Source organism: Plastoroseomonas hellenica, from assembly GCF_018129085.1.
GTDB lineage: Bacteria > Pseudomonadota > Alphaproteobacteria > Acetobacterales > Acetobacteraceae > Plastoroseomonas > Plastoroseomonas hellenica.
This window is the reverse complement of record NZ_JAAGBB010000015.1, coordinates 97,449-114,608: the sequence shown is the minus strand read 5'-3', so window position 1 is coordinate 114,608 and position 17,160 is coordinate 97,449. Positions and strand designations below refer to the sequence as shown.

The window sequence follows — 17,160 nt, the reverse complement described above, 5'->3', positions numbered from 1 at the left end:
AGCGGAGAGTGGACCTTGATCGTCGACATCATGCGCAAGCTCTCCGCTCCGGCTCCCCGAACGACGATGCTGGCCGAGGCGCGCGGATCATGAGCCGGCCTGCCCTGCGGGTGGGTATCGTTGGCGTCGGCAACTGCGCATCCTCCTTCGTGCAAGGGCTGACCTACTACCGGGATGCCCCCGCGAATGAGCCGGTGCCGGGCCTGATGAGCGTCGAGCTCGGCGGCTATCACGTACGCGACGTCACGCTCTCCGCCGCCTTCGATGTAAATGCGGCAAAGGTCGGCCGCGATGTGGCGGAGGCCATCTTCGCGCCCCCCAACAACACCGCGCGCTTCGCCGAGGTGCCGGAAACGGGCGTGGTCGTTCAGCGCGGCAAGACGCTCGACGGCATCGGCCACTATCTCCGCGACTGGATCGAGGAGGATGATGGGCCTGAGGCCGATGTGGCGGACGTGCTGGCCCGGTCCGGCACCGAGGTCCTGGTCTCCTATCTGCCGGTCGGATCCCAGCACGCGACCGAATGGTATGCCGAGCAGGCGCTGAACGCCGGCTGCGCCTTCGTCAACTGCATCCCGGTCTTCATCGCATCCGATCCCACCTGGCGGCGCCGCTTCGAGCAGCGGGGCCTGCCGATCATCGGCGACGACATCAAGAGCCAGGTCGGCGCCACCATCATCCATCGCACCCTGGCCAATCTCTATCGCGACCGCGGCGTGCGGCTCGATCGCACCTACCAGCTCAACTTCGGCGGCAATACCGATTTCCTCAACATGCTGGAGCGTGATCGGCTCGAGTCGAAGAAGATCTCCAAGACCCGCGCGGTGACCAGCCAGTACGACATTCCCCCAGCCGCGCAGGACGTCCATATCGGGCCGAGCGATCACGTGCCTTGGCTGACCGACCGGAAGTGGGCGCATATCCGGCTGGAAGGTACCGGCTTCGGCGGGCTGCCGATCAATGTGGAGCTGAAGCTCGAAGTCTGGGATTCGCCCAATTCGGCGGGTGTCGTCATCGATGCGGTGCGCTGCGCCAAGCTCGCCCTCGATCGCGGCATCGCCGGCGCGCTGTCGGCACCATCCGGCTACTTCATGAAGTCGCCGCCCGAGCAGTACCGCGACCATGAGGCGCGGCGCCGCCTGCAGGCCTTCATCGCGGACGGACATCCGGGATGACGACCGAGGTCACCACCATCCTCCTCCTGCGGCACGCCGCCCATGATGCCCTGGACCAGGTGCTCTGCGGGCGCGACTCCGGGATCTGCCTGAGCCAGTCCGGCAGGCGCCAGGCGCAGAGCCTTGCCGAGCGGCTGGCGGAAGAGTCGCTCCAGGCCATCTACAGCAGCCCGGTCGAGCGTGCCCGGGAAACGGCCGGCATCATCGCCGGCCGGCTGGGGCTTCCGGTTGCCATCGATGACGGGCTCACCGAGATCGACTTCGGGGACTGGGCCGGCCGCAGCTTCACGGCTCTGCGTGATGACCCACTCTGGGCCCGTTGGAACGCGGAGCGCGCCGTCACGCGTGCCCCCGCCGGCGAGACGATGGCGGAAGTGCAGCGGCGCGTCGTCGCGGCGATCGGGCGTATCCGCGATGCCCATCCCCAAGGCCGAGTGGCGCTGGTCAGCCATGGCGACGTGATCAAGGCCGCCCTGATGAGCTGTCTCTCGATGCCGCTCGACGCCTATACGCGCTTCGAAATAGCTCCGGGCTCGATGAGCTCCGTCGTGCTGTGGCCGGGCGGCGGCAAGGTGCTGACGATGAACGAGGTGGCGGCATGAGGATCGCGTTCTACGGATCGAGCCTCCTGTCCTCCTATTGGAATGGGGCCGCCACCTATTACCGCGGCCTCCTGCGCGACCTGGCGTCGCGGGGCTACACGATCACCTTCTTCGAGCCCGACGCCTATAACAGGCAGCAGCATCGCGATATCGAACCCCCTGCCTGGGCGGAGGTCCGGGTCTATGAGGCGACGGAGGCAGCACTGCATGCTGCGATTGCGGAAGCCGCTCAGGCCGATGTGGTCGTGAAGACGAGTGGTGTTGGCGTCTTCGACGAAGACCTGCTGGAAGGCGTGATGATGGCCGCGCGTCCGGAGGCGATCCGCATCTTCTGGGATGTCGACGCTCCCGCGACCCTCGCGGACATCGCCGCCGCCCCGGATCATCCGATGCGCCGGGCCCTGCCGGGGCTGGACCTGGTGCTGACCTATGGTGGCGGGCCCCCCGTCGTGCGCGCCTATGAAAGCTTCGGCGCGCGGTGCTGCATTCCGATCTACAACGCGCTCGATCCGGAAACCCATCACCCGGTTCCACCCGATCCGCGTTTCGCCGCCGATCTCGCCTTCCTGGGCAACCGTCTGCCCGACCGGGAAGCGCGGGTGGACGCCTTCTTCCTGCAAGCCGCGGCGCTCCTGCCGGAACGCCAGTTCCTGATCGGCGGCAATGGTTGGGACACGCGGCCGATGCCGCCGAACGTGCGGTCGCTCGGCCATGTCTATACGCGCGACCACAACGCGTTCAATGTGACGGCCCTTGCCGTCCTGAACATCGCCCGCGACAGCATGGCGGCCGTCGGCTATTCGCCGGCGACGCGGGTCTTCGAAGCGGCGGGCGCCGGCGCCTGCCTGATCACCGATGCCTGGACCGGGCTCGAGCTCTTCCTGAAGGAGGGAGAAGAGGTGCTGGTCGCGCGCGACGGCCGCGACGTGGCGCAGCAACTCGCGGCACTGACGCCCGAGCGCGCGAAGGCGATCGGTGCCGCAGCCCAGGCGCGCATTCTGGCGGGACACACCTATGCCCATCGCGGCGTCGAGGTCGACGCCATTCTCCGCCGGGAGAGGGCGCGGGCCCGGAGCGTACCGGCATGAGCGCCGCTCCGCCGCTCCGTATCGTCGTGCTCGGCCTCAGCCTGTCCTCCTCCTGGGGGAATGGCCACGCGACCACCTACCGCGCCCTGCTCCGCGCCTTCGCTGCGCGGGGGCACGAGGTGTTGTTCCTGGAACGCGATACCCCCTGGTACGCGCGTCATCGCGACCTGGAGGCTCCCGGGTTCTGCACGCTCGCCTTCTACGACGACCTCATGGGCCTGCAGGTGTGGGGCGGCGCGATCGCGGATGCGGATGCGGTCATCCTCGGCTCCTATGTGCCGGACGGCGTCGCGGTCGGCGATCTGGTGCTGAAGATGGCCAGGGGAGTCACGGCCTTCTACGACATCGACACGCCGGTCACCCTCTCCGGGCTCGAGCGCGGGGAGGTGGCCTACATCGCGGCGCGGCAGATCCCGGGCTACGACCTCTATCTCTCCTTCACCGGCGGCCCGACGCTCGATCTGCTGGAGCGCCGCTACCATGCCAGGGCGGCGCGCCAACTTTATTGCTCGGCGGATGCGGAGGCCTATCGCCCGATCGAGCGGGCGCCGCGCTGGGACCTCAGCTACCTCGGCACCTATAGTCCGGATCGGCAGCCGGCGCTGGAGCGGCTGTTGCTGGAGCCGGCGCGGCGGGCGCCCGATCTGCGGTTCGTCGTCGCTGGTCCGCAGTACCCCGGCGAAATCCGGTGGCCTGCGAATGTGCAGCGCATCGACCACCTCCCGCCGGCGGAGCACGCCGTCTTCTATACGCGGAGCCGCTTCACCCTGAACGTCACGCGCGCCGCCATGGTGCAACATGGCTACAGCCCGAGCGTGCGTCTCTTCGAAGCCGGTGCCTGCGGTACCGCGATCATCTCCGACATCTGGGACGGCGTTGACACCATCCTGACGCCGGGCAGCGAGATCCTGCTGGCGCAGAACCCGGACGATGTCCTCGACATCCTGCGACAGCTTCCCGAGGCGCGACGGCGTGCCATCGGACAGGCGGCGCGAGCGCATGTCCTGCGCGATCACACCGCCGCGCGGCGGGCAGCCGAGCTGGAGAGCCATCTCCGCCAGGCCATCGCAGGCCGCGCCGGCGCCTTCGCGGGCGCGCCGCGCGATGCCGGACAGACCCTCAGCATGCAGGTGCCAACGTGAAGAACGGCAAGGTCAAGCGCTATGTTGTGCCCGGTGGTGCCGGCTTCCTCGGGTCGCATCTCTGTGACCTGCTGCTCTCCGAGGGCGCCGAGGTTCTTTGTATCGACAATCTCCTGACCGGCCGGCTTCAGAATCTTCGCCACCTCGAGCGCGAACCTCGCTTTGACTTCATCAAGGCGGATATCAGTGAGCCGCTCACTGCGCATCTCACACCGTCCCGGCTGCGCGGTGGCGCCATCTTCAACCTGGCCTGCGCGGCATCGCCGCCCCATTACCAGGCCGATCCGGAGCACACGATGCTCACCAACGTCCTCGGCACGCGGAACCTGCTGCGCCTTGCCGAGGATGCCGGCGCGCGTTTCCTGCTGGCGTCGACCAGCGAGATCTATGGCGACCCCGATGTCCATCCGCAGCAGGAGGACTATTGGGGCAATGTCAACCCGACGGGCCCCCGCGCCTGCTACGACGAAGGCAAGCGTGCTGCGGAGACGCTCGCCTTCGATTTCGGCCGTGCCGGCCGGGCCCAGGTCCGGGTCGCGCGCATCTTCAACACCTATGGTCCGCGCATGCGCGCCGATGACGGGCGCGTGGTGTCCAACGTCATCAGCCAGGCGCTCGCCGGCGACGACATCACCATCTACGGCGATGGCAGCCAGACGCGTTCCTTCTGCTACGTCGATGATCTGGTGGATGGCTTGGTGCGGCTGATGGCGTTGGAGAAGGAGCCGCCGGGCGCCGTCAATCTCGGCAATCCGTCCGAGATCCGGGTCCTCGACCTGGTGGCGCGCGTGTTGGCGCTGACCGGTTCTTCGTCGCGCGTGACCAACCAGACGCTGCCGCAGGACGATCCTCGTCGCCGGCGGCCGGATATCACCCGCGCCCAGCAATTGCTGAATTGGTCGCCGCGCATCGCCCTCGAAACCGGCCTGCCCGCGACGATCCGCTGGTTCGCCGCGGAGAAGGACCTCACACTTCCGATGCCAGCGGCGCCGGCGCCGGATAGTGCGAGCCTGCGCCTGGCCTGAGGCGTGGCTGGGCCTTCAGCCGCCGAGGTGGGCCAACCGAACGCGCAAATTGCGCGATCATGCTTCAGGCAAAAAGCTGTGGCCGCCGTATTCGCAGCGTCTGTATCAGCGCGAAAAGCTTAAGGTCCATCGGTGTGCCCGCATCGGCCATTGCGGCAAGCTGCTGCAACGGCATCTCGGCCACGGAGATCTCCTCATGCTCCTCGGCGAGGCCGCCACCTTCTGCCATGCGGTCCGCGGCCGCGTATGGAGCAAGGAACAGGGAAATGCGCTCCGTCGAAAGTGCCGGCATCGACCAGGTGCATGCCACCGGCTCCAGGATTGCGAGCCGCACGCCCGCCTCTTCCATGGCCTCGCGCCGTGCGCAGGCCTCCGGTTCCTCCCCGTCCAGGCGCCCGGCAGTGGCTTCCAGCACCATGCCCTCACCCGTGACAAAATGGACGGGCGTGCGGAATTGGCGGATCACCAGCGCAACGCGGCGCTCCGGATCATAGGGGAGCACCATCGCCGCCTCGCCGTGGTCCTCGATGTCGCGCTTCGTCACTTGCCCGTCGGGTAGGCGGATCGTCGCGAGTATCATCGTCGACCAGCGGCTGTAAGCCACTTCGGTGGACAGGATTTCGGCCAATTCAACTCCCCCACAAGATTAGCATCGATCGCCTGAGGCGCGGCTCAGCGCCCGTAGATGCGGTCCAGCACCTGGGCCACTGCCAGATGCTCCGCGGCGGCGGCATCGAAGCCGGCGCCGGTGGCGAGGCGGGTTGCCCAGTCCGCCGCCGCCCTGCCCCCCCAGGCATCCGGCGGCGTCACCAGGGTTTCGCTGGCGGTGCCGCGATAGCGCTCTGCGACGAAGTCGTAGAAGGACCCACCGATGTTGCGCAACGCGGCGCCGCCCTCGGTACCGTGGAAGGCTGCGGAGATGACCGCGTCGCATCCCGCCTGCAGCTTCCACGAACAAGCCATGCGCAGCGTCGCGCCGCCCGCCAGCGTCATCATCGCGCTGGCATAGTCCTCTACCCGATCCGGCCGCGGCCCCAGCGGCGCGCCTCCGGCCAGCAGGCTCGCGGACACATCGACGACCTTCGGAAAGCCGAGGGTCCAGAGCGCCAGATCCACCAGATGCACGCCGAGATCCATCACGCAACCGCCACCCGACAAAGCGGGATCGTAGAACCATGGCTTGTCGGGCCCATAGGCATTGTGGAACAGGAGGTCCACCGCATAGATGCGGCCGAGCTCGCCCGCCTCGACCAGGCCGCGGATGGAGCGCATGGCGGCGGTGAAGCGGTAGGACAGGTCGACGCCGAGCAACCGGTCCGCGCGCCGCGCCGCATCCAGCACCGCCCCGACCTCGGCCGCGTCGCGGCCGAGCGGTTTCTGGCAGAACACCGCCGCGCCGCGCCGCAGCGCCGCGATGGACTGCTCGGCATGCGCGGCACTGGGCGAGGCGATCACCACGCCATCCAGATCCAGGTCGAGCAGTGCGTTGAAATCTGCGACCCGCCGCGCCCGGGGCGCGAGGCGCAACGCCGCTTCAACGGCTTCGGAGGAGGGATCGAGGATTGCCGCGGCGTCGGCGGCGCCCGTCTCCAGGATCGCCTGCATACGGTGCCGGCCGATCCAGCCGACACCGAGGAAGCCGAGGCGCGGGCGCATCGCGGCAGCGGCCATCAGAAGGTCACCAGGGCCTTCAGGAAGCCGTCCGGCCGATCGCGCGTCGCATCGAGCGCCTCGTCCAGCCGCTCCAGCGGAAAGCGATGCGTATAGAGCGGCGTCGGGTCGAGGCGGCCGGAGCCGACTGCCGCGACCGCCTGCCGCATGCCCTGCATGTAGCACGCCGGGTCACGCTCATGGGCGTTGATGACATCGAGCCCGCGCCAGTTCCAGAGCCACATGTTCACCTGCCGCGGGCCGTCCTGATGGTAGCCGGCGACGATCAGCCTGCCGCGCTCGCGCGTCAGCTCCGCCGCGAGATCGAGCGGCCATTGCTTGCCCACCGCTTCGATGACGTGGCTACACAGGGCGCCGTCGGTCTGCGCCTTCACCTGTTCGATGACGCGGCTGTGGTCATCCATCCGGATCGTCGCCGCGGCGCCCATGCTGCGGGCCAGGTCGCATGCGAATTCCCGGCGCGAGATGGCGATCACGCGCGCCCCGGCATCCGTGGCGAGCCGGGTCAGGATCGCGCCGAGGAATCCGATGCCGATGATCGCAACCGTGTGCCCCGCCGCGATGCCGCAGCGATCGAGGATGTTCATGGCGCATCCGAGCGGCTCGCCCGGGAAAGGCTGGCCGGCCAGTGCATCCGGCAGCCGCAATACCGCGTTGGCGTCCGCCAGGTCGTACTCCGCATAGCCCCTGTAGGTGAGGGCCGCCACGCGATCGCCGACCGCGATCCCCTGGACGCCCTCGCCCAGGGCGTCGACCACGCCCCAGGCCTCATGCCCGAGCTCGCCGGGCGCGGTCGGGAACCGCATCCATTCCGGGCCGGCCCAAGGCGTCAGGTTCGAGGCACAGACGCCGCAGCCTTCCAGCCGCAGGCGCACCTGCCCTGTCCCGGGTTCGGGAATCGGGACGTGATCCACCCGGAACTGGTTCGGGCCGACGACTACCGCGGCCCGCATGCGCCCGCTCATGGCCACGGGCCCGGCAGGCCGTCGGAATGTTCATCCCGCACTTCGACTCTCCCTCACTGCCGCAGCGAACGCAGCGGAAGCAGCAGCGTTGCAGGCCGCTGGTCCGGCATCGGCAGCCTGAAGATCGGCAGCCTGAGGGAGGTGCGGCGGCCATCTCCGGGCGTCACGCCCGCCGCCCGCTGACAAAGCCTCAGCCGATGTTCTTCGCGCCGAAGGAAAGCCGCCCGCCCGGCCCGGGCGCCTGCCCGCTGGTCCCGTGCTGCCGCTGACCCTTGGGGCCACCATGGGCATGGGCGCGGCTGCCATGCGGCCGGGTATCCGGCTCCACGCCCAGATCGGCTCTCTCGGCGGCATCCAGGGTCAGCCGCTGCTCCATCTCCGCCTCGGTGAGCGTCGCCTGCCACGCCTGCCTCGCCGGCATCGACAGCCTCACCAGACCGCCATCCAGTCCGGCCACGGTGCTACGCGGCAGGTAGCGATGCTCGCCCTCGGCCAGCGGGTCGGATTTGCTGAGCTTGATGTAGGCGCCCGCGATCCGGTCGACGGTGCCGAAGGGGCGCCCATCGCTGCCGACCACCGGCATGTGCTCCTGAATCTCGCCTCTCTCCATGCGCGCTGCATTGGTCATCTGCTGTTCTCCTCCGGTTCAGAGGTCTTCCTTGCGGCGGACCATCTCGCGCAGCAGGACCTGCGCGAGATCATGCGGATCCGCTTCGTCGATGCGGGCTGCTTCCGTGCTGCCATAGGCGTCGGCGGTCACCGTCACGCGGTTTCCATCCACGCGGTAGCTGCCGGTATGGACGGTGCCACCGATCTGGATGGTGACTGGTTCGGCTGCTCCATGATCGCGCCCCTATTTGTTGGTGCGGCCGCGCTGCCCGGGATCGACCGCGCCCTCACGCGTGGTGTCGCTCAGGATGTCACCCTCATCCGTGCTGTCGGCCTGCAGGACCCGCGGATCGGTGCCGCGGCCGAAGACACCCTTGGAGGTGTTGATGCCGGGGTCGCGCCCGAGCTCCCCGGCTTCGCCCTGCGCCAGGTTCTTTCTGGCGGCGCGGCTGAGCAGGCTGTCGGCGTGCTTCGAACGGGTCATCGCTCCCTCCCGTGCTGGATCCCGGGATAACGGGCGGGGGTGGGGCAGGTTCCGATGCCTCCACCCAAGTGAACAGCGCGGCCGTTGCGGCGATCCAGGGCCGAAACCAGGCCGGCGCCAAAGCGTTGACAGTGAAGGAGAAACGGAGCCCCTCCATGGCACAGCAATCGAGGCCGCAGAAGGAAACCGTCGGGCGCGTCATGCATGAGTTCAAGCATGGCGAACTCCGGATCCGCGGATCCGGGCCCAAGGTGAAGAGCCGCAAGCAGGCGATCGCGGTCGCGCTGCACGAAGCCGGCGCCACCCGGCAGGAGAGCCGCGCGAAGAACAAGGAGGCCCTGCGCAGGACCAAGGCGAAGGAGCGCAGGGGCCAGACCGCGGAGGCGGAGAAGGAAGGCAAGCGCGCACAGGACCGCACCATGCGGCGCGCCACCGCGCGCAAGGGCGCGGCACGCGGCGCGGCCGGCAGGACGAAGCAGCAGCTCTACGCGGAAGCGAAGCGCCGGAACCTGCAGGGCCGCTCGACCATGTCGAAGGCTCAGCTCGAGCGAGCGCTGCACCACTGACGGCGGAACGGCGCGGCTGGCGCCTTCGCGGGCGCGATTGGCTGCGCCGGACGCTGGCGGCCTTCCGGGAGAATGCCGGCGATCTCGTCCTGCATCTCCGGATGCATTGGCGGCTGATCCTCGGCCTCGTCGGCACGGCGCTGGCAGCGGCAGCGCTGTTCGCCTGGTCGGGTGTCTACAGCGTCGCGGCGACCAGCGGGCACTATCCCTTCTTCAGCACCTTCCTCGACTTCGCCTTGCGCCAGTCGGTCGCGACGCAGGCGCGCGGCATCGCGGCACCCCCGCTCGACGATCCCATGATGATCCGCCGGGGAGCAGGGCACTACCATGGCGGCTGCGCGCCCTGCCACGGAGCGCCCGGGGAGGCGCGCAGCCCGGTCAGCCGCGGCATGCTGCCCGAGCCGCCCGATCTCGGGCCCCAGATCGGGGAATGGACGCCCGCCCAGCTCTTCTGGATCGTCCGGCACGGCATCAAATACACGGGCATGCCGGCCTGGCCGGCGCCGCAGCGCGCGGATGAGGTCTGGGATGTCGTCGCCTTCCTGCTGCGGCTGCCGGGCATGGACGCGGCGGCGTATCGCCGCCTCGCCCTCGGCGAGACCGAGGCGGCGGTTGCCCGTGCGGATGAGGAGCTTCGCCTCCTGCTGCTGACCGGCCCGACGGGGAATGGCCTGGCGGCCTGCGCGCGCTGCCATGGCCGGGACGGCGGCGGGGACGGCGCCTTCCCGCGGCTGCAAGGCCAGTCCGCCGAGTACCTGGCCGCGGCGCTGGAAGCCTATGCCCGCAGCACCCGGCCGAGTGGGGTCATGCAGCCGGTGGCGGCGGCGCTTGATCCCATGCAGATCCGGCTGCTGGCCGCGCATTACGCCGGTCAGCAGCCGACCGTCCCGAACCCGCCGGAGGTGGCGGAGGAGGACCTGGCCCTCGGCGGCCGGATCGCCCGCGACGGGCTGCCCGATCGGGGCGTCGCCGCCTGCGCGACCTGCCATGGCCCGGGACCGGGCGCGCCGAACCTCCTGTATCCGCGCCTCTCCGGGCAGCAGGCCGGCTATATCGCGACCCAGCTCACCCTGTTCATGACCGGCGTGCGCGGGCCGGAGGCGGAAGGGCCGCGTGCCGGCATCATGGCCCGGGCGCTCGGCGTGCATCGGGAGAGGCTGCCGGCGCGGCCGTCGCTCTGGCCCCTGCGCCCGGACGAGGTCCGGGCGGTGGCGCTCTGGTATGCCGCCCAGCCGGCCGGGGCGCGTTGAGGCGCGCGCAACCCGAACGGCAGCACATCGGTTGCCCTCCCGGAGAGGAGCGTGCCGATGCCCGAGATCCCCTATTGCGGAACACCGCCCGTCCCGGGCGGCGTCGCCTGGAACCCGGATCCGGTGCTGATCGCCACCCTGCTCGTTATGGGGGGACTGGCGATGCCGCGGCTGCGCGATGCCGGCGCCCGGCGGCAGGCTGCGTCCGCACTCGGCTGGGCAGTGCTTGTCCTCGCCTTGGTCTCGCCCCTCTGCAACCTCTCGGTCGCATTGTTCTCGGCGCGGGTCGCGCAGCACCTGCTGCTGATCCTGGTCGCGGCACCGCTCATCGCCTTCGGCATGATCGGCCCGGATCGGCAGCGAGCCCCAAATCTCGCCGCGCCGGCGGCCTTGTTTGCGCTGGCGCTCTGGGCCTGGCACCTGCCGGGTCCCTATGCCGCGAGCTTCGCGCGCGATTCGATCTATTGGGCGATGCACGCCTCGCTGTTCGGGACCGCGCTCTGGCTCTGGGCGGCGCTCGGGTTCCGCGCGTCGGTGCGGCCGGATGCCGCGGCCCTCGCGGCGCTCGCGACGGCGGTGCAGATGGGGCTGCTCGGCGCGCTGCTCACTCTGGCGCCACGGCCGCTCTTCCTCGCCGTGCATGCGCCGGGCGTGACGGCGCCCTGGGGGCTCAGCCCGCTCGAGGATCAGCAACTCGGCGGCCTGCTGATGTGGGTGCCGGGCGGGCTGGTCTTCGCGGCCCTCTGCGTCGCCGGGCTCGGCATCGCGCTGCGGCGGGCGCGGGCCTGATGCGGCCCGCCGCCCTCCTGGCGCTGCCGCTCGCCGCCTGCTCGGGGCAGCAATCCGCCCTCGCGCCGATGGGGCCGGAGGCGGCTGGGATCGCCGGGCTGAGCTGGCTGCTCATCATCGGTGGCGCGGCGATCTTCCTGCTCACCATGCTGCTGTTGCTGCTCGCCTTTCGCGGCGGCGCCCGCCTGCGGCGCCGGCTCGGCTCGCGCGGTGCCATCCTGGCGGGCGGCGCCGTCCTGCCCACCCTGCTGCTCAGCGCGCTGCTCATCCACACGCTCGGTCTGGCCGATGCCCTCGGCGGACGCAGCGCGGACCCGCTGCGCATCGAGGTCACCGGTCGGCAATTCTGGTGGGAGGTGCGCTACCCGGACCACGACGTGGTCACCGCGAACGAGATCCATATCCCCGTCGGGCGTCCGGTGGAGCTGCTGCTGACCAGCACGGACGTCCTCCACAGCCTCTGGATCCCGGCGCTGCACGGCAAGCGGGACATGATCCCAGGGCATCTGAACCGGCTGCGCTTCACGGCCGATCGGCCCGGCGTGATGCGCGGGCAATGCGCGGAGTTCTGCGGTGCGCAGCACACGCGCATGGCGCTCTTTGCGGTAGCGACGACGGAAGCGGGATTCGCGACGTGGATCGAGCGCCAGCGCACAGCGGTGCCGGCGCCGGAGGACCCGCTGCTGGCGCAAGGCCGGCGCGCCTTCGCCAGCGCCGGCTGCGGCGCCTGCCACGCGTTGCGCGGCACCGAATGGAGCGGCCGCAACGGACCTGACCTGACCCGGATCGGCGCCCGGCTCAGCCTGGCCGCCGGCACCCTGCCCAATCACCGCGACGCGCTGCGTGCCTGGATCGCGGACCCGCAGGCGATCAAGCCGGCGAGTGCCATGCCCGGCTTCGGCGCGGTGCTGGCGCCGGCGGATCTGCAGGCGCTCGCGGCCTGGCTGGGGAGCCTGCGGTGAGCGGTCCGTCGGCGGGTCCGCTGCCCAATCCGCTGCCGCGGCCGGATGGCGAGCTGGCGGCGCTGGAGCGCGCCTGGGAAGGGCCGCGCGGCTGGCGCTTCCCGACCGAGGTCAACAATGCCTGGATCGGCGTGCTCTACCTCGGCACCGCGCTGCTGTTCTTCGTGCTGGCCGGCCTGCTGGCGCTGCTGATGCGGGTCCAGCTCTCGGTCGCGGGGAACGACCTGATCGGCCACGATCTCTACAACCAGCTCTTCACCACCCACGGCACGGTGATGATGTTCCTCTTCGCCGTGCCGGCGATGGAGGCGATGGGCGTCTATCTGCTGCCCGCGATGCTGGCGGCGCGCGATCTGCCCTTCCCGCGCCTCTCCGCCTTCGCCTACTGGGCCTACGCGATCGGCGGCCTCGTCTTCTTCTCTTCGATCTTCTACGGCGCGGCGCCGGATGGCGGCTGGTTCATGAACCCGCCGCTGACCAGCAAGCAGTACTCGCCCGGCGTCAACGCCGATTTCTGGCTGCTCGGCATCGGCTTCATCGAGATCTCGGCGATCGCCGGCGCCATCGAGATCATCATCGGCATCCTGCGCAACCGCGCGCCGGGGATGACGCTGGCGCGCATGCCGATCTTCGCCTGGGCGATGCTGGTCTTCGCGGGGATGATCGTCTTCGCCTTCCCGGCGGTGATCTGGGGCACCATCCTGCTGGAGCTGGAGCGCGCCTTCGACTGGCCCTTCTTCCGCGCCGAGCGCGGCGGCGACCCGCTGCTCTGGCAGCACCTCTTCTGGTTCTTCGGCCACCCCGAGGTCTACATCATCTTCCTGCCCGCGGCCGGCATGGTCTCGATGATCCTGCCGACGATGGTTCGGGCGCGGCTGCTCGGCTACGGCCTGGTCGCGATGGCGCTGGTCGGAACGGGGTTCCTGAGCTTCGGGCTCTGGGTCCACCACATGTACGCCACGGGCATCCCGCCGCTCTCGCTCTCCTTCTTCTCGGCCGCCTCCTTCGCGGTCGCGGTGCCGACCGGCATCCAGGTCTTCGCCTGGATCGGCACCATCGCGCTCGGCCGGCCGCGTGCCGAGGTGCCGATGCTGTTCATCCTCGGCTTCCTCTTCATCTTCGTGCTGGGCGGGCTGACCGGCGTGATGGTGGCGGTCGTGCCCTTCGACTGGCAGGCGCACGACACCCATTTCATCGTGGCCCATCTGCACTACGTGCTGATCGGCGGCATGGTCTTTCCGCTGATCGCCGCCCTTTACTATTGGGCGCCGCTGCCCGCCGGCAGGCCGCTGTCGAAGCGGCTCGGCACCACCGCTTTCTGGCTGCTGTTCCTCGGCATCAACCTGACCTTCTTCCCGATGCACATCAGCGGACTGATGGGCATGCCGCGGCGCATCTACACCTATCCGGCGGGCATGGGCCTCGATCTCTGGAACCAGCTTTCGACCGCGGGCGCGGTCATCGCAGCAGCCGGCATCGCCGTCATCGTCTGGGATTTGATCCGGAACTTCCGCGTGACGAACCATGCCGGCGTCAATCCCGACGGCGCCGGCACGCTGGAATGGCTGCCGCAGGGCAGCTACGCGGCACGCAGCATCCCGCGGGTCTCCAGCCTGGAGCCGCTCTGGGATGATCCCGCGCTGCCGGAGCAGGTCCGGCAGGGGCAGCATTTCCTGCCTGGCACCGCGACGGGCCGGCGCGAAACCCTGGTCACCAGCCCGCTCGAGGCGGAGCCGCAATATGTGGCGATCATCCCGGGCCCCGGCTGGGCGCATGTGATCGCTGCGATCGGCACCGCGGGGTTCTTCCTTTCCCTCACCGTCGAACTGGTCTGGCTGGCGGCTGCCTTCGGCGCCGTGGCGGTGGCGGCGATGCTCCATTGGCTTTGGACCGGCACCGATCTCGGCCCGATCCGTGACCAGGTGGATATCGGCGGCGGGCTGCGCCTGCCCGTCTATGTCACAGGGCGCGAGGCGGTCGGCCAATGGGCGATGGCCGTGCTGCTGATCGTGGATGGCGTCATCTTCGCCTGCCTCGCCTTCACCCATGGCTATCTCTGGCTGGTGGGCGGGGACGCGGCCTGGCCGCCCGCGGGTACCGCGCTGCCGGACCCGGCGGCGCCCGCGCTCGCGGCCGTGCTCGTCGCGGCGAGCGGGGGCGCGATGCGGCTGGCCGAGCCATTGCTGCGCCGCGGACATTCCGGATTGATGATCCTCGCCGTGCTGGCGGCGCTCGTGTTGCTGCTGCTCGGCCTCGGGGCCGACCTACTCGCCTTGTGGCGGGCCGGGCTGCGGCCCACCGCCCATAGCTTCGGCGCCGCCATCTATGCCAATCAGTTCTGGCAGGGGCTGCATGCGGCGGCCGCGACGGTCATGACGCTCTACTTGGTCGCGCGTATCGGCGCCGGCCTGATCGATCCCGTCCGACGCCTGACCTTCGACAATGTCCGCCTGTTCTGGTCCTACACCGCGGTCCAGGCCCTGGCCGGCATGGCGCTCACCCACCTCTTCCCGCGCGGGCTCTGGGCGTGAGCGGGCGCGCAGCAGGCCTTGCCCCCCTCATCGGCGCCACGGCCGGGCTGATCGTGTGGGCCTTGCATTTCGGGGCGATCTATCTCGCGAACGCCATCGCCTGCGGGCGTGGGCTGGCGGGGCACAGGCTGTTCGGCCAGCCCATCATTCCCGTGCTGATCCTCGCCGCGACGGCGTTGGCGCTCCTGCTTCTCCTCGGCATCGGGATGCGCGCCCGGCGCCGGCCGCGCGTGCGCGACGGCGCGGGCGTGCGGCACTTCCTGGCACGGCTCACCCTCGCCACCACACTCCTGGCGGCGCTTGCCGTCACTTGGGAAGGTGCCGCGGTCCTGCTGGTCGGGCCATGTGGCTGAGGTCTCTAGGCCTCCGCCACCTCCCAGACCCGGACCGCGCCGCAGCTCTGCAGGATCTCGCGCGCCTGCTGGCGCTTCTCGGGCGTGTCAGCATGGACCAGCAGCACCACGCCTGCGCCATGCTCCGCCTCTCGGTGCATGGCGGTCTCGCCATCCGGCGCGCGCGCGATGCCGACGGCTTCGATCGCCGCGAGCGTCGCACCGCCCGATGCCGCCGCCGCGGCAACCGCGGGCAGCAGCGTGCCCCCGCTCGCCACGACGCCGCCCGCGGCGGCCATGGCGACCGCGGCCGTCGCGACGCCGGCGCCGAGCTGCCGCAGGTTGCGCGCCTCGTCACCACGCATCGGTTCTTCCGCGGTGGAGTCCGGCCGCCCAGGCTCGGCATGTCCGGCATAGCGCACGGAGAGGTCCGCGCGCTGGAAGTGGGACCCTTCCAGCCGGGACAGGGCCGTGTCGAGCTGCTCCTTGTCGTGGAATTCGCCACAGATTTGCGGAGCGGTTGCCGAGGGTGCTGCCGGCTCCTGTCCAGCGCCGGCGCCGAGCGGGCGATCGGTTGCTTTCGGCATGGCGTCCTCCTGCCTTTCCGGCGCGAGCTGTCAGGAAGAACGCGCCGTGGGATGGCAGGTTGCGCGCCTCGGATCCGTCCAGGACGAAAGCCCGATCAGGGATCGGCGGGTGGCGCGTTCAATCGGCGCTTGCCGGAACTGGAGGGGCCTCGGCGATCTCGACGAACGTACCGAGGGACCAGGTCGCTTCAGAAACCAGGCCGGCATAGGTCGCCATCCCGATGAGGGTGATGGTGATCCAGCCCAGGATGAAGCGCGTCATCATCCTCCTTCCCGGCGAGGGCGCATCCGCGCCCACGGCAGGACGAGCGCCAGAACGCCGGCCCCGCCCGCGACGCCACGACAGCAGCCGGCGCAGCCTCCGGGTGGGCGTCAGGCGCCGCCGCTCCATCCGGGCCCGGGCGGCATCGGCGAGGGCGGCCTGGGCGCGCGCAAGCTCGTCGGCCGCAACCTGCTCCGCCCGCTCCCGGCACGGCGGCATCCCGAGGGTGCGGCGGACGGTGTCCTGCTGCCGTTCGAGCGCGAGCAACTGCCGCGCTCTCCTCACGCGAGCCGGGCCCGGCGGCATTCTCTGCTGCGCTTCACGGGCGCGCTGCAACTCATCGGCAAGCTTATCCAGGCGATCGCGGTACTTGGCGTCGGAACTCATCATCCCGGTGGTGCCTCCAGGGGCTCGGCATCCGCGCGACACGCGCCAACGCTTCCTTATCGCCCCACCCTCCCGCGCGGTTTCATCGGTTCACCGGGTCGTGTGCGGAAGCGGCCCCATGTCGCTCGGCCACGGTGCAGACCGCCGGGTCCGGGCAAGTGCAACCCTGGCTGCCCGCGAAGGTTCATCGCCCGGCCGGCCGCCTGTGGCTGGGCCAAGCGGGGGACGTCACGATGCCGAAAACGAACGAAGAAGGCGTGGTCATCGGCGCGCTGCTCGAAATTGTCGCGAAGGTCGAAAATTCACCGAAAATCGTGTCGCCATTCGGGTTCCGGATCATCGAATGGAATGGCGAAAGGGTGCTGACGCCGCTCAGCGCCGATGAATACAAAAACATCATGATGTCTGCCGGGAAGGCCATCGACATCAGGAAATTCCGGTCGGATCCAGCCGGTTGGGGTTGCGTCGCGACGAACCTCGGCTGTGAAGTGGTCAGCGGAACCGAAGGGGGCGGCTACTGCACGGTCTTCCACCGGAACCGCATTATCGGCATTTCCTGCGAATGCATCGGGCTCCCCGACGCTGATGCCGGCAGGACCACCGCCTGAAAGGCTCCGCCGAGAAGGCCTTCGCCATCGGAACCTCTGCCGGCGCCTCGTCCCGACATCGCTGCGGACCGGTATGGAAACGCAGCAAACGGCTGGAAGCCGCAAGCGGGCGGCTGAGGCGCCGC

At 69.9% G+C, this 17,160-nt stretch carries 19 protein-coding genes; 12 read left to right on the top strand and 7 right to left on the bottom strand.

What is annotated here, in order from left to right:
- Positions 1 to 89: 89 nt before the first annotated feature.
- Genes GXW71_RS14250 through GXW71_RS14230 form a run of 5 tightly spaced genes read left to right on the top strand, consistent with a single transcriptional unit; the run spans position 90 to position 5,032 of the window.
- Positions 90 to 1,175: an inositol-3-phosphate synthase gene (locus GXW71_RS14250; protein ID WP_211853188.1), complete on the top strand. Its 1,086-nt coding sequence runs from the start codon at positions 90 to 92 to the stop codon at positions 1,173 to 1,175.
- Positions 1,172 to 1,777, top strand: a complete 606-nt coding sequence (locus tag GXW71_RS14245) for a histidine phosphatase family protein (protein ID WP_211853187.1) — start codon at positions 1,172 to 1,174, stop codon at positions 1,775 to 1,777. The genes GXW71_RS14250 and GXW71_RS14245 overlap by 4 nt, the downstream gene beginning before the upstream one ends.
- On the top strand, positions 1,774 to 2,865 hold the full coding sequence (locus tag GXW71_RS14240) for a CgeB family protein (protein ID WP_211853186.1): 1,092 nt from the start codon (positions 1,774 to 1,776) through the stop codon (positions 2,863 to 2,865). Before GXW71_RS14245 ends, GXW71_RS14240 begins: the two co-directional genes overlap by 4 nt.
- Entirely contained in the window at positions 2,862 to 4,007 is a 1,146-nt protein-coding gene (locus GXW71_RS14235; protein WP_211853185.1) for a CgeB family protein, read from the top strand. The genes GXW71_RS14240 and GXW71_RS14235 overlap by 4 nt, the downstream gene beginning before the upstream one ends.
- Positions 4,004 to 5,032: a UDP-glucuronic acid decarboxylase family protein gene (locus tag GXW71_RS14230; protein WP_211853184.1), complete on the top strand. Its 1,029-nt coding sequence runs from the start codon at positions 4,004 to 4,006 to the stop codon at positions 5,030 to 5,032. The genes GXW71_RS14235 and GXW71_RS14230 overlap by 4 nt, the downstream gene beginning before the upstream one ends.
- A 64-nt stretch (positions 5,033 to 5,096) precedes the next feature.
- Here the strand turns inward: GXW71_RS14230 and GXW71_RS14225 are convergent, their stop codons facing one another.
- The 5 genes from GXW71_RS14225 to GXW71_RS14205 all read right to left on the bottom strand — a co-directional run bounded on the left by GXW71_RS14225 (position 5,097) and on the right by GXW71_RS14205 (position 8,761).
- The gene (locus GXW71_RS14225; protein WP_211853183.1) at positions 5,097 to 5,660 is read right to left on the bottom strand and encodes an NUDIX domain-containing protein; all 564 of its coding nucleotides are present in this window, start codon (positions 5,658 to 5,660) and stop codon (positions 5,097 to 5,099) included.
- Between the two features lie 44 nt (positions 5,661 to 5,704).
- Positions 5,705 to 6,703, bottom strand: coding sequence for a Gfo/Idh/MocA family protein (locus GXW71_RS14220; RefSeq protein ID WP_246526563.1), 999 nt, complete (start codon positions 6,701 to 6,703; stop codon positions 5,705 to 5,707).
- Complete coding sequence (locus tag GXW71_RS14215) at positions 6,703 to 7,656, bottom strand: MDR/zinc-dependent alcohol dehydrogenase-like family protein (protein ID WP_246526562.1); 954 nt, start codon at positions 7,654 to 7,656, stop codon at positions 6,703 to 6,705. Before GXW71_RS14215 ends, GXW71_RS14220 begins: the two co-directional genes overlap by 1 nt.
- A gap of 202 nt (positions 7,657 to 7,858) precedes the next feature.
- Complete coding sequence (locus tag GXW71_RS14210) at positions 7,859 to 8,296, bottom strand: DUF2171 domain-containing protein (protein ID WP_211853181.1); 438 nt, start codon at positions 8,294 to 8,296, stop codon at positions 7,859 to 7,861.
- Between the two features lie 225 nt (positions 8,297 to 8,521).
- Positions 8,522 to 8,761 (bottom strand): hypothetical protein, encoded by a 240-nt coding sequence (locus GXW71_RS14205; RefSeq protein WP_211853180.1) that lies wholly within the window; start codon positions 8,759 to 8,761, stop codon positions 8,522 to 8,524.
- Between the two features lie 11 nt (positions 8,762 to 8,772).
- On the opposite strand from GXW71_RS14205, the gene GXW71_RS14200 reads away from it, so the two are divergent.
- From GXW71_RS14200 to GXW71_RS14175, 6 genes are all read left to right on the top strand, one after another.
- Positions 8,773 to 9,327: a DUF6496 domain-containing protein gene (locus GXW71_RS14200; protein WP_211853179.1), complete on the top strand. Its 555-nt coding sequence runs from the start codon at positions 8,773 to 8,775 to the stop codon at positions 9,325 to 9,327.
- Between the two features lie 101 nt (positions 9,328 to 9,428).
- The gene (locus tag GXW71_RS14195; protein ID WP_211853178.1) at positions 9,429 to 10,577 is read left to right on the top strand and encodes a c-type cytochrome; all 1,149 of its coding nucleotides are present in this window, start codon (positions 9,429 to 9,431) and stop codon (positions 10,575 to 10,577) included.
- Between the two features lie 57 nt (positions 10,578 to 10,634).
- Entirely contained in the window at positions 10,635 to 11,366 is a 732-nt protein-coding gene (locus GXW71_RS14190) for a cytochrome c oxidase assembly protein (protein ID WP_211853177.1), read from the top strand.
- On the top strand, positions 11,366 to 12,328 hold the full coding sequence (locus tag GXW71_RS14185; RefSeq protein WP_211853176.1) for a cytochrome c oxidase subunit II: 963 nt from the start codon (positions 11,366 to 11,368) through the stop codon (positions 12,326 to 12,328). The genes GXW71_RS14190 and GXW71_RS14185 overlap by 1 nt, the downstream gene beginning before the upstream one ends.
- Positions 12,325 to 14,859, top strand: coding sequence for a cbb3-type cytochrome c oxidase subunit I (locus GXW71_RS14180; protein ID WP_211853175.1), 2,535 nt, complete (start codon positions 12,325 to 12,327; stop codon positions 14,857 to 14,859). The genes GXW71_RS14185 and GXW71_RS14180 overlap by 4 nt, the downstream gene beginning before the upstream one ends.
- Positions 14,856 to 15,212: a hypothetical protein gene (locus tag GXW71_RS14175; RefSeq protein ID WP_211853174.1), complete on the top strand. Its 357-nt coding sequence runs from the start codon at positions 14,856 to 14,858 to the stop codon at positions 15,210 to 15,212. Before GXW71_RS14180 ends, GXW71_RS14175 begins: the two co-directional genes overlap by 4 nt.
- A 5-nt stretch (positions 15,213 to 15,217) precedes the next feature.
- Here GXW71_RS14175 and GXW71_RS14170 read toward each other — a convergent pair whose 3' ends face one another.
- Complete coding sequence (locus tag GXW71_RS14170; RefSeq protein ID WP_211853173.1) at positions 15,218 to 15,778, bottom strand: hypothetical protein; 561 nt, start codon at positions 15,776 to 15,778, stop codon at positions 15,218 to 15,220.
- Between the two features lie 118 nt (positions 15,779 to 15,896).
- Complete coding sequence (locus GXW71_RS14165; RefSeq protein ID WP_211853172.1) at positions 15,897 to 16,430, bottom strand: hypothetical protein; 534 nt, start codon at positions 16,428 to 16,430, stop codon at positions 15,897 to 15,899.
- Between the two features lie 230 nt (positions 16,431 to 16,660).
- Here GXW71_RS14165 and GXW71_RS14160 point away from each other — a divergent pair, with 230 nt between their 5' ends.
- Positions 16,661 to 17,035 (top strand): hypothetical protein, encoded by a 375-nt coding sequence (locus GXW71_RS14160; RefSeq protein ID WP_211853171.1) that lies wholly within the window; start codon positions 16,661 to 16,663, stop codon positions 17,033 to 17,035.
- The last annotated feature ends 125 nt before the right edge of the window (positions 17,036 to 17,160 follow it).

Coding starts and splice junctions, on each gene's coding strand:
- GXW71_RS14250 (WP_211853188.1), top strand. CDS start 90: ATGAGCCGGCCTGCCCTGCGGGTGGGTATCGTTGGCGTCGGCAACTGC.
- GXW71_RS14245 (WP_211853187.1), top strand. CDS start 1,172: ATGACGACCGAGGTCACCACCATCCTCCTCCTGCGGCACGCCGCCCAT.
- GXW71_RS14240 (WP_211853186.1), top strand. CDS start 1,774: ATGAGGATCGCGTTCTACGGATCGAGCCTCCTGTCCTCCTATTGGAAT.
- GXW71_RS14235 (WP_211853185.1), top strand. CDS start 2,862: ATGAGCGCCGCTCCGCCGCTCCGTATCGTCGTGCTCGGCCTCAGCCTG.
- GXW71_RS14220 (WP_246526563.1), bottom strand. CDS start 6,703: ATGGCCGCTGCCGCGATGCGCCCGCGCCTCGGCTTCCTCGGTGTCGGC.
- GXW71_RS14215 (WP_246526562.1), bottom strand. CDS start 7,656: ATGCGGGCCGCGGTAGTCGTCGGCCCGAACCAGTTCCGGGTGGATCAC.
- GXW71_RS14210 (WP_211853181.1), bottom strand. CDS start 8,296: ATGACCAATGCAGCGCGCATGGAGAGAGGCGAGATTCAGGAGCACATG.
- GXW71_RS14205 (WP_211853180.1), bottom strand. CDS start 8,761: ATGACCCGTTCGAAGCACGCCGACAGCCTGCTCAGCCGCGCCGCCAGA.
- GXW71_RS14195 (WP_211853178.1), top strand. CDS start 9,429: ATGCATTGGCGGCTGATCCTCGGCCTCGTCGGCACGGCGCTGGCAGCG.
- GXW71_RS14190 (WP_211853177.1), top strand. CDS start 10,635: ATGCCCGAGATCCCCTATTGCGGAACACCGCCCGTCCCGGGCGGCGTC.
- GXW71_RS14185 (WP_211853176.1), top strand. CDS start 11,366: ATGCGGCCCGCCGCCCTCCTGGCGCTGCCGCTCGCCGCCTGCTCGGGG.
- GXW71_RS14170 (WP_211853173.1), bottom strand. CDS start 15,778: ATGCCGAAAGCAACCGATCGCCCGCTCGGCGCCGGCGCTGGACAGGAG.
- GXW71_RS14165 (WP_211853172.1), bottom strand. CDS start 16,430: ATGATGAGTTCCGACGCCAAGTACCGCGATCGCCTGGATAAGCTTGCC.
- GXW71_RS14160 (WP_211853171.1), top strand. CDS start 16,661: ATGCCGAAAACGAACGAAGAAGGCGTGGTCATCGGCGCGCTGCTCGAA.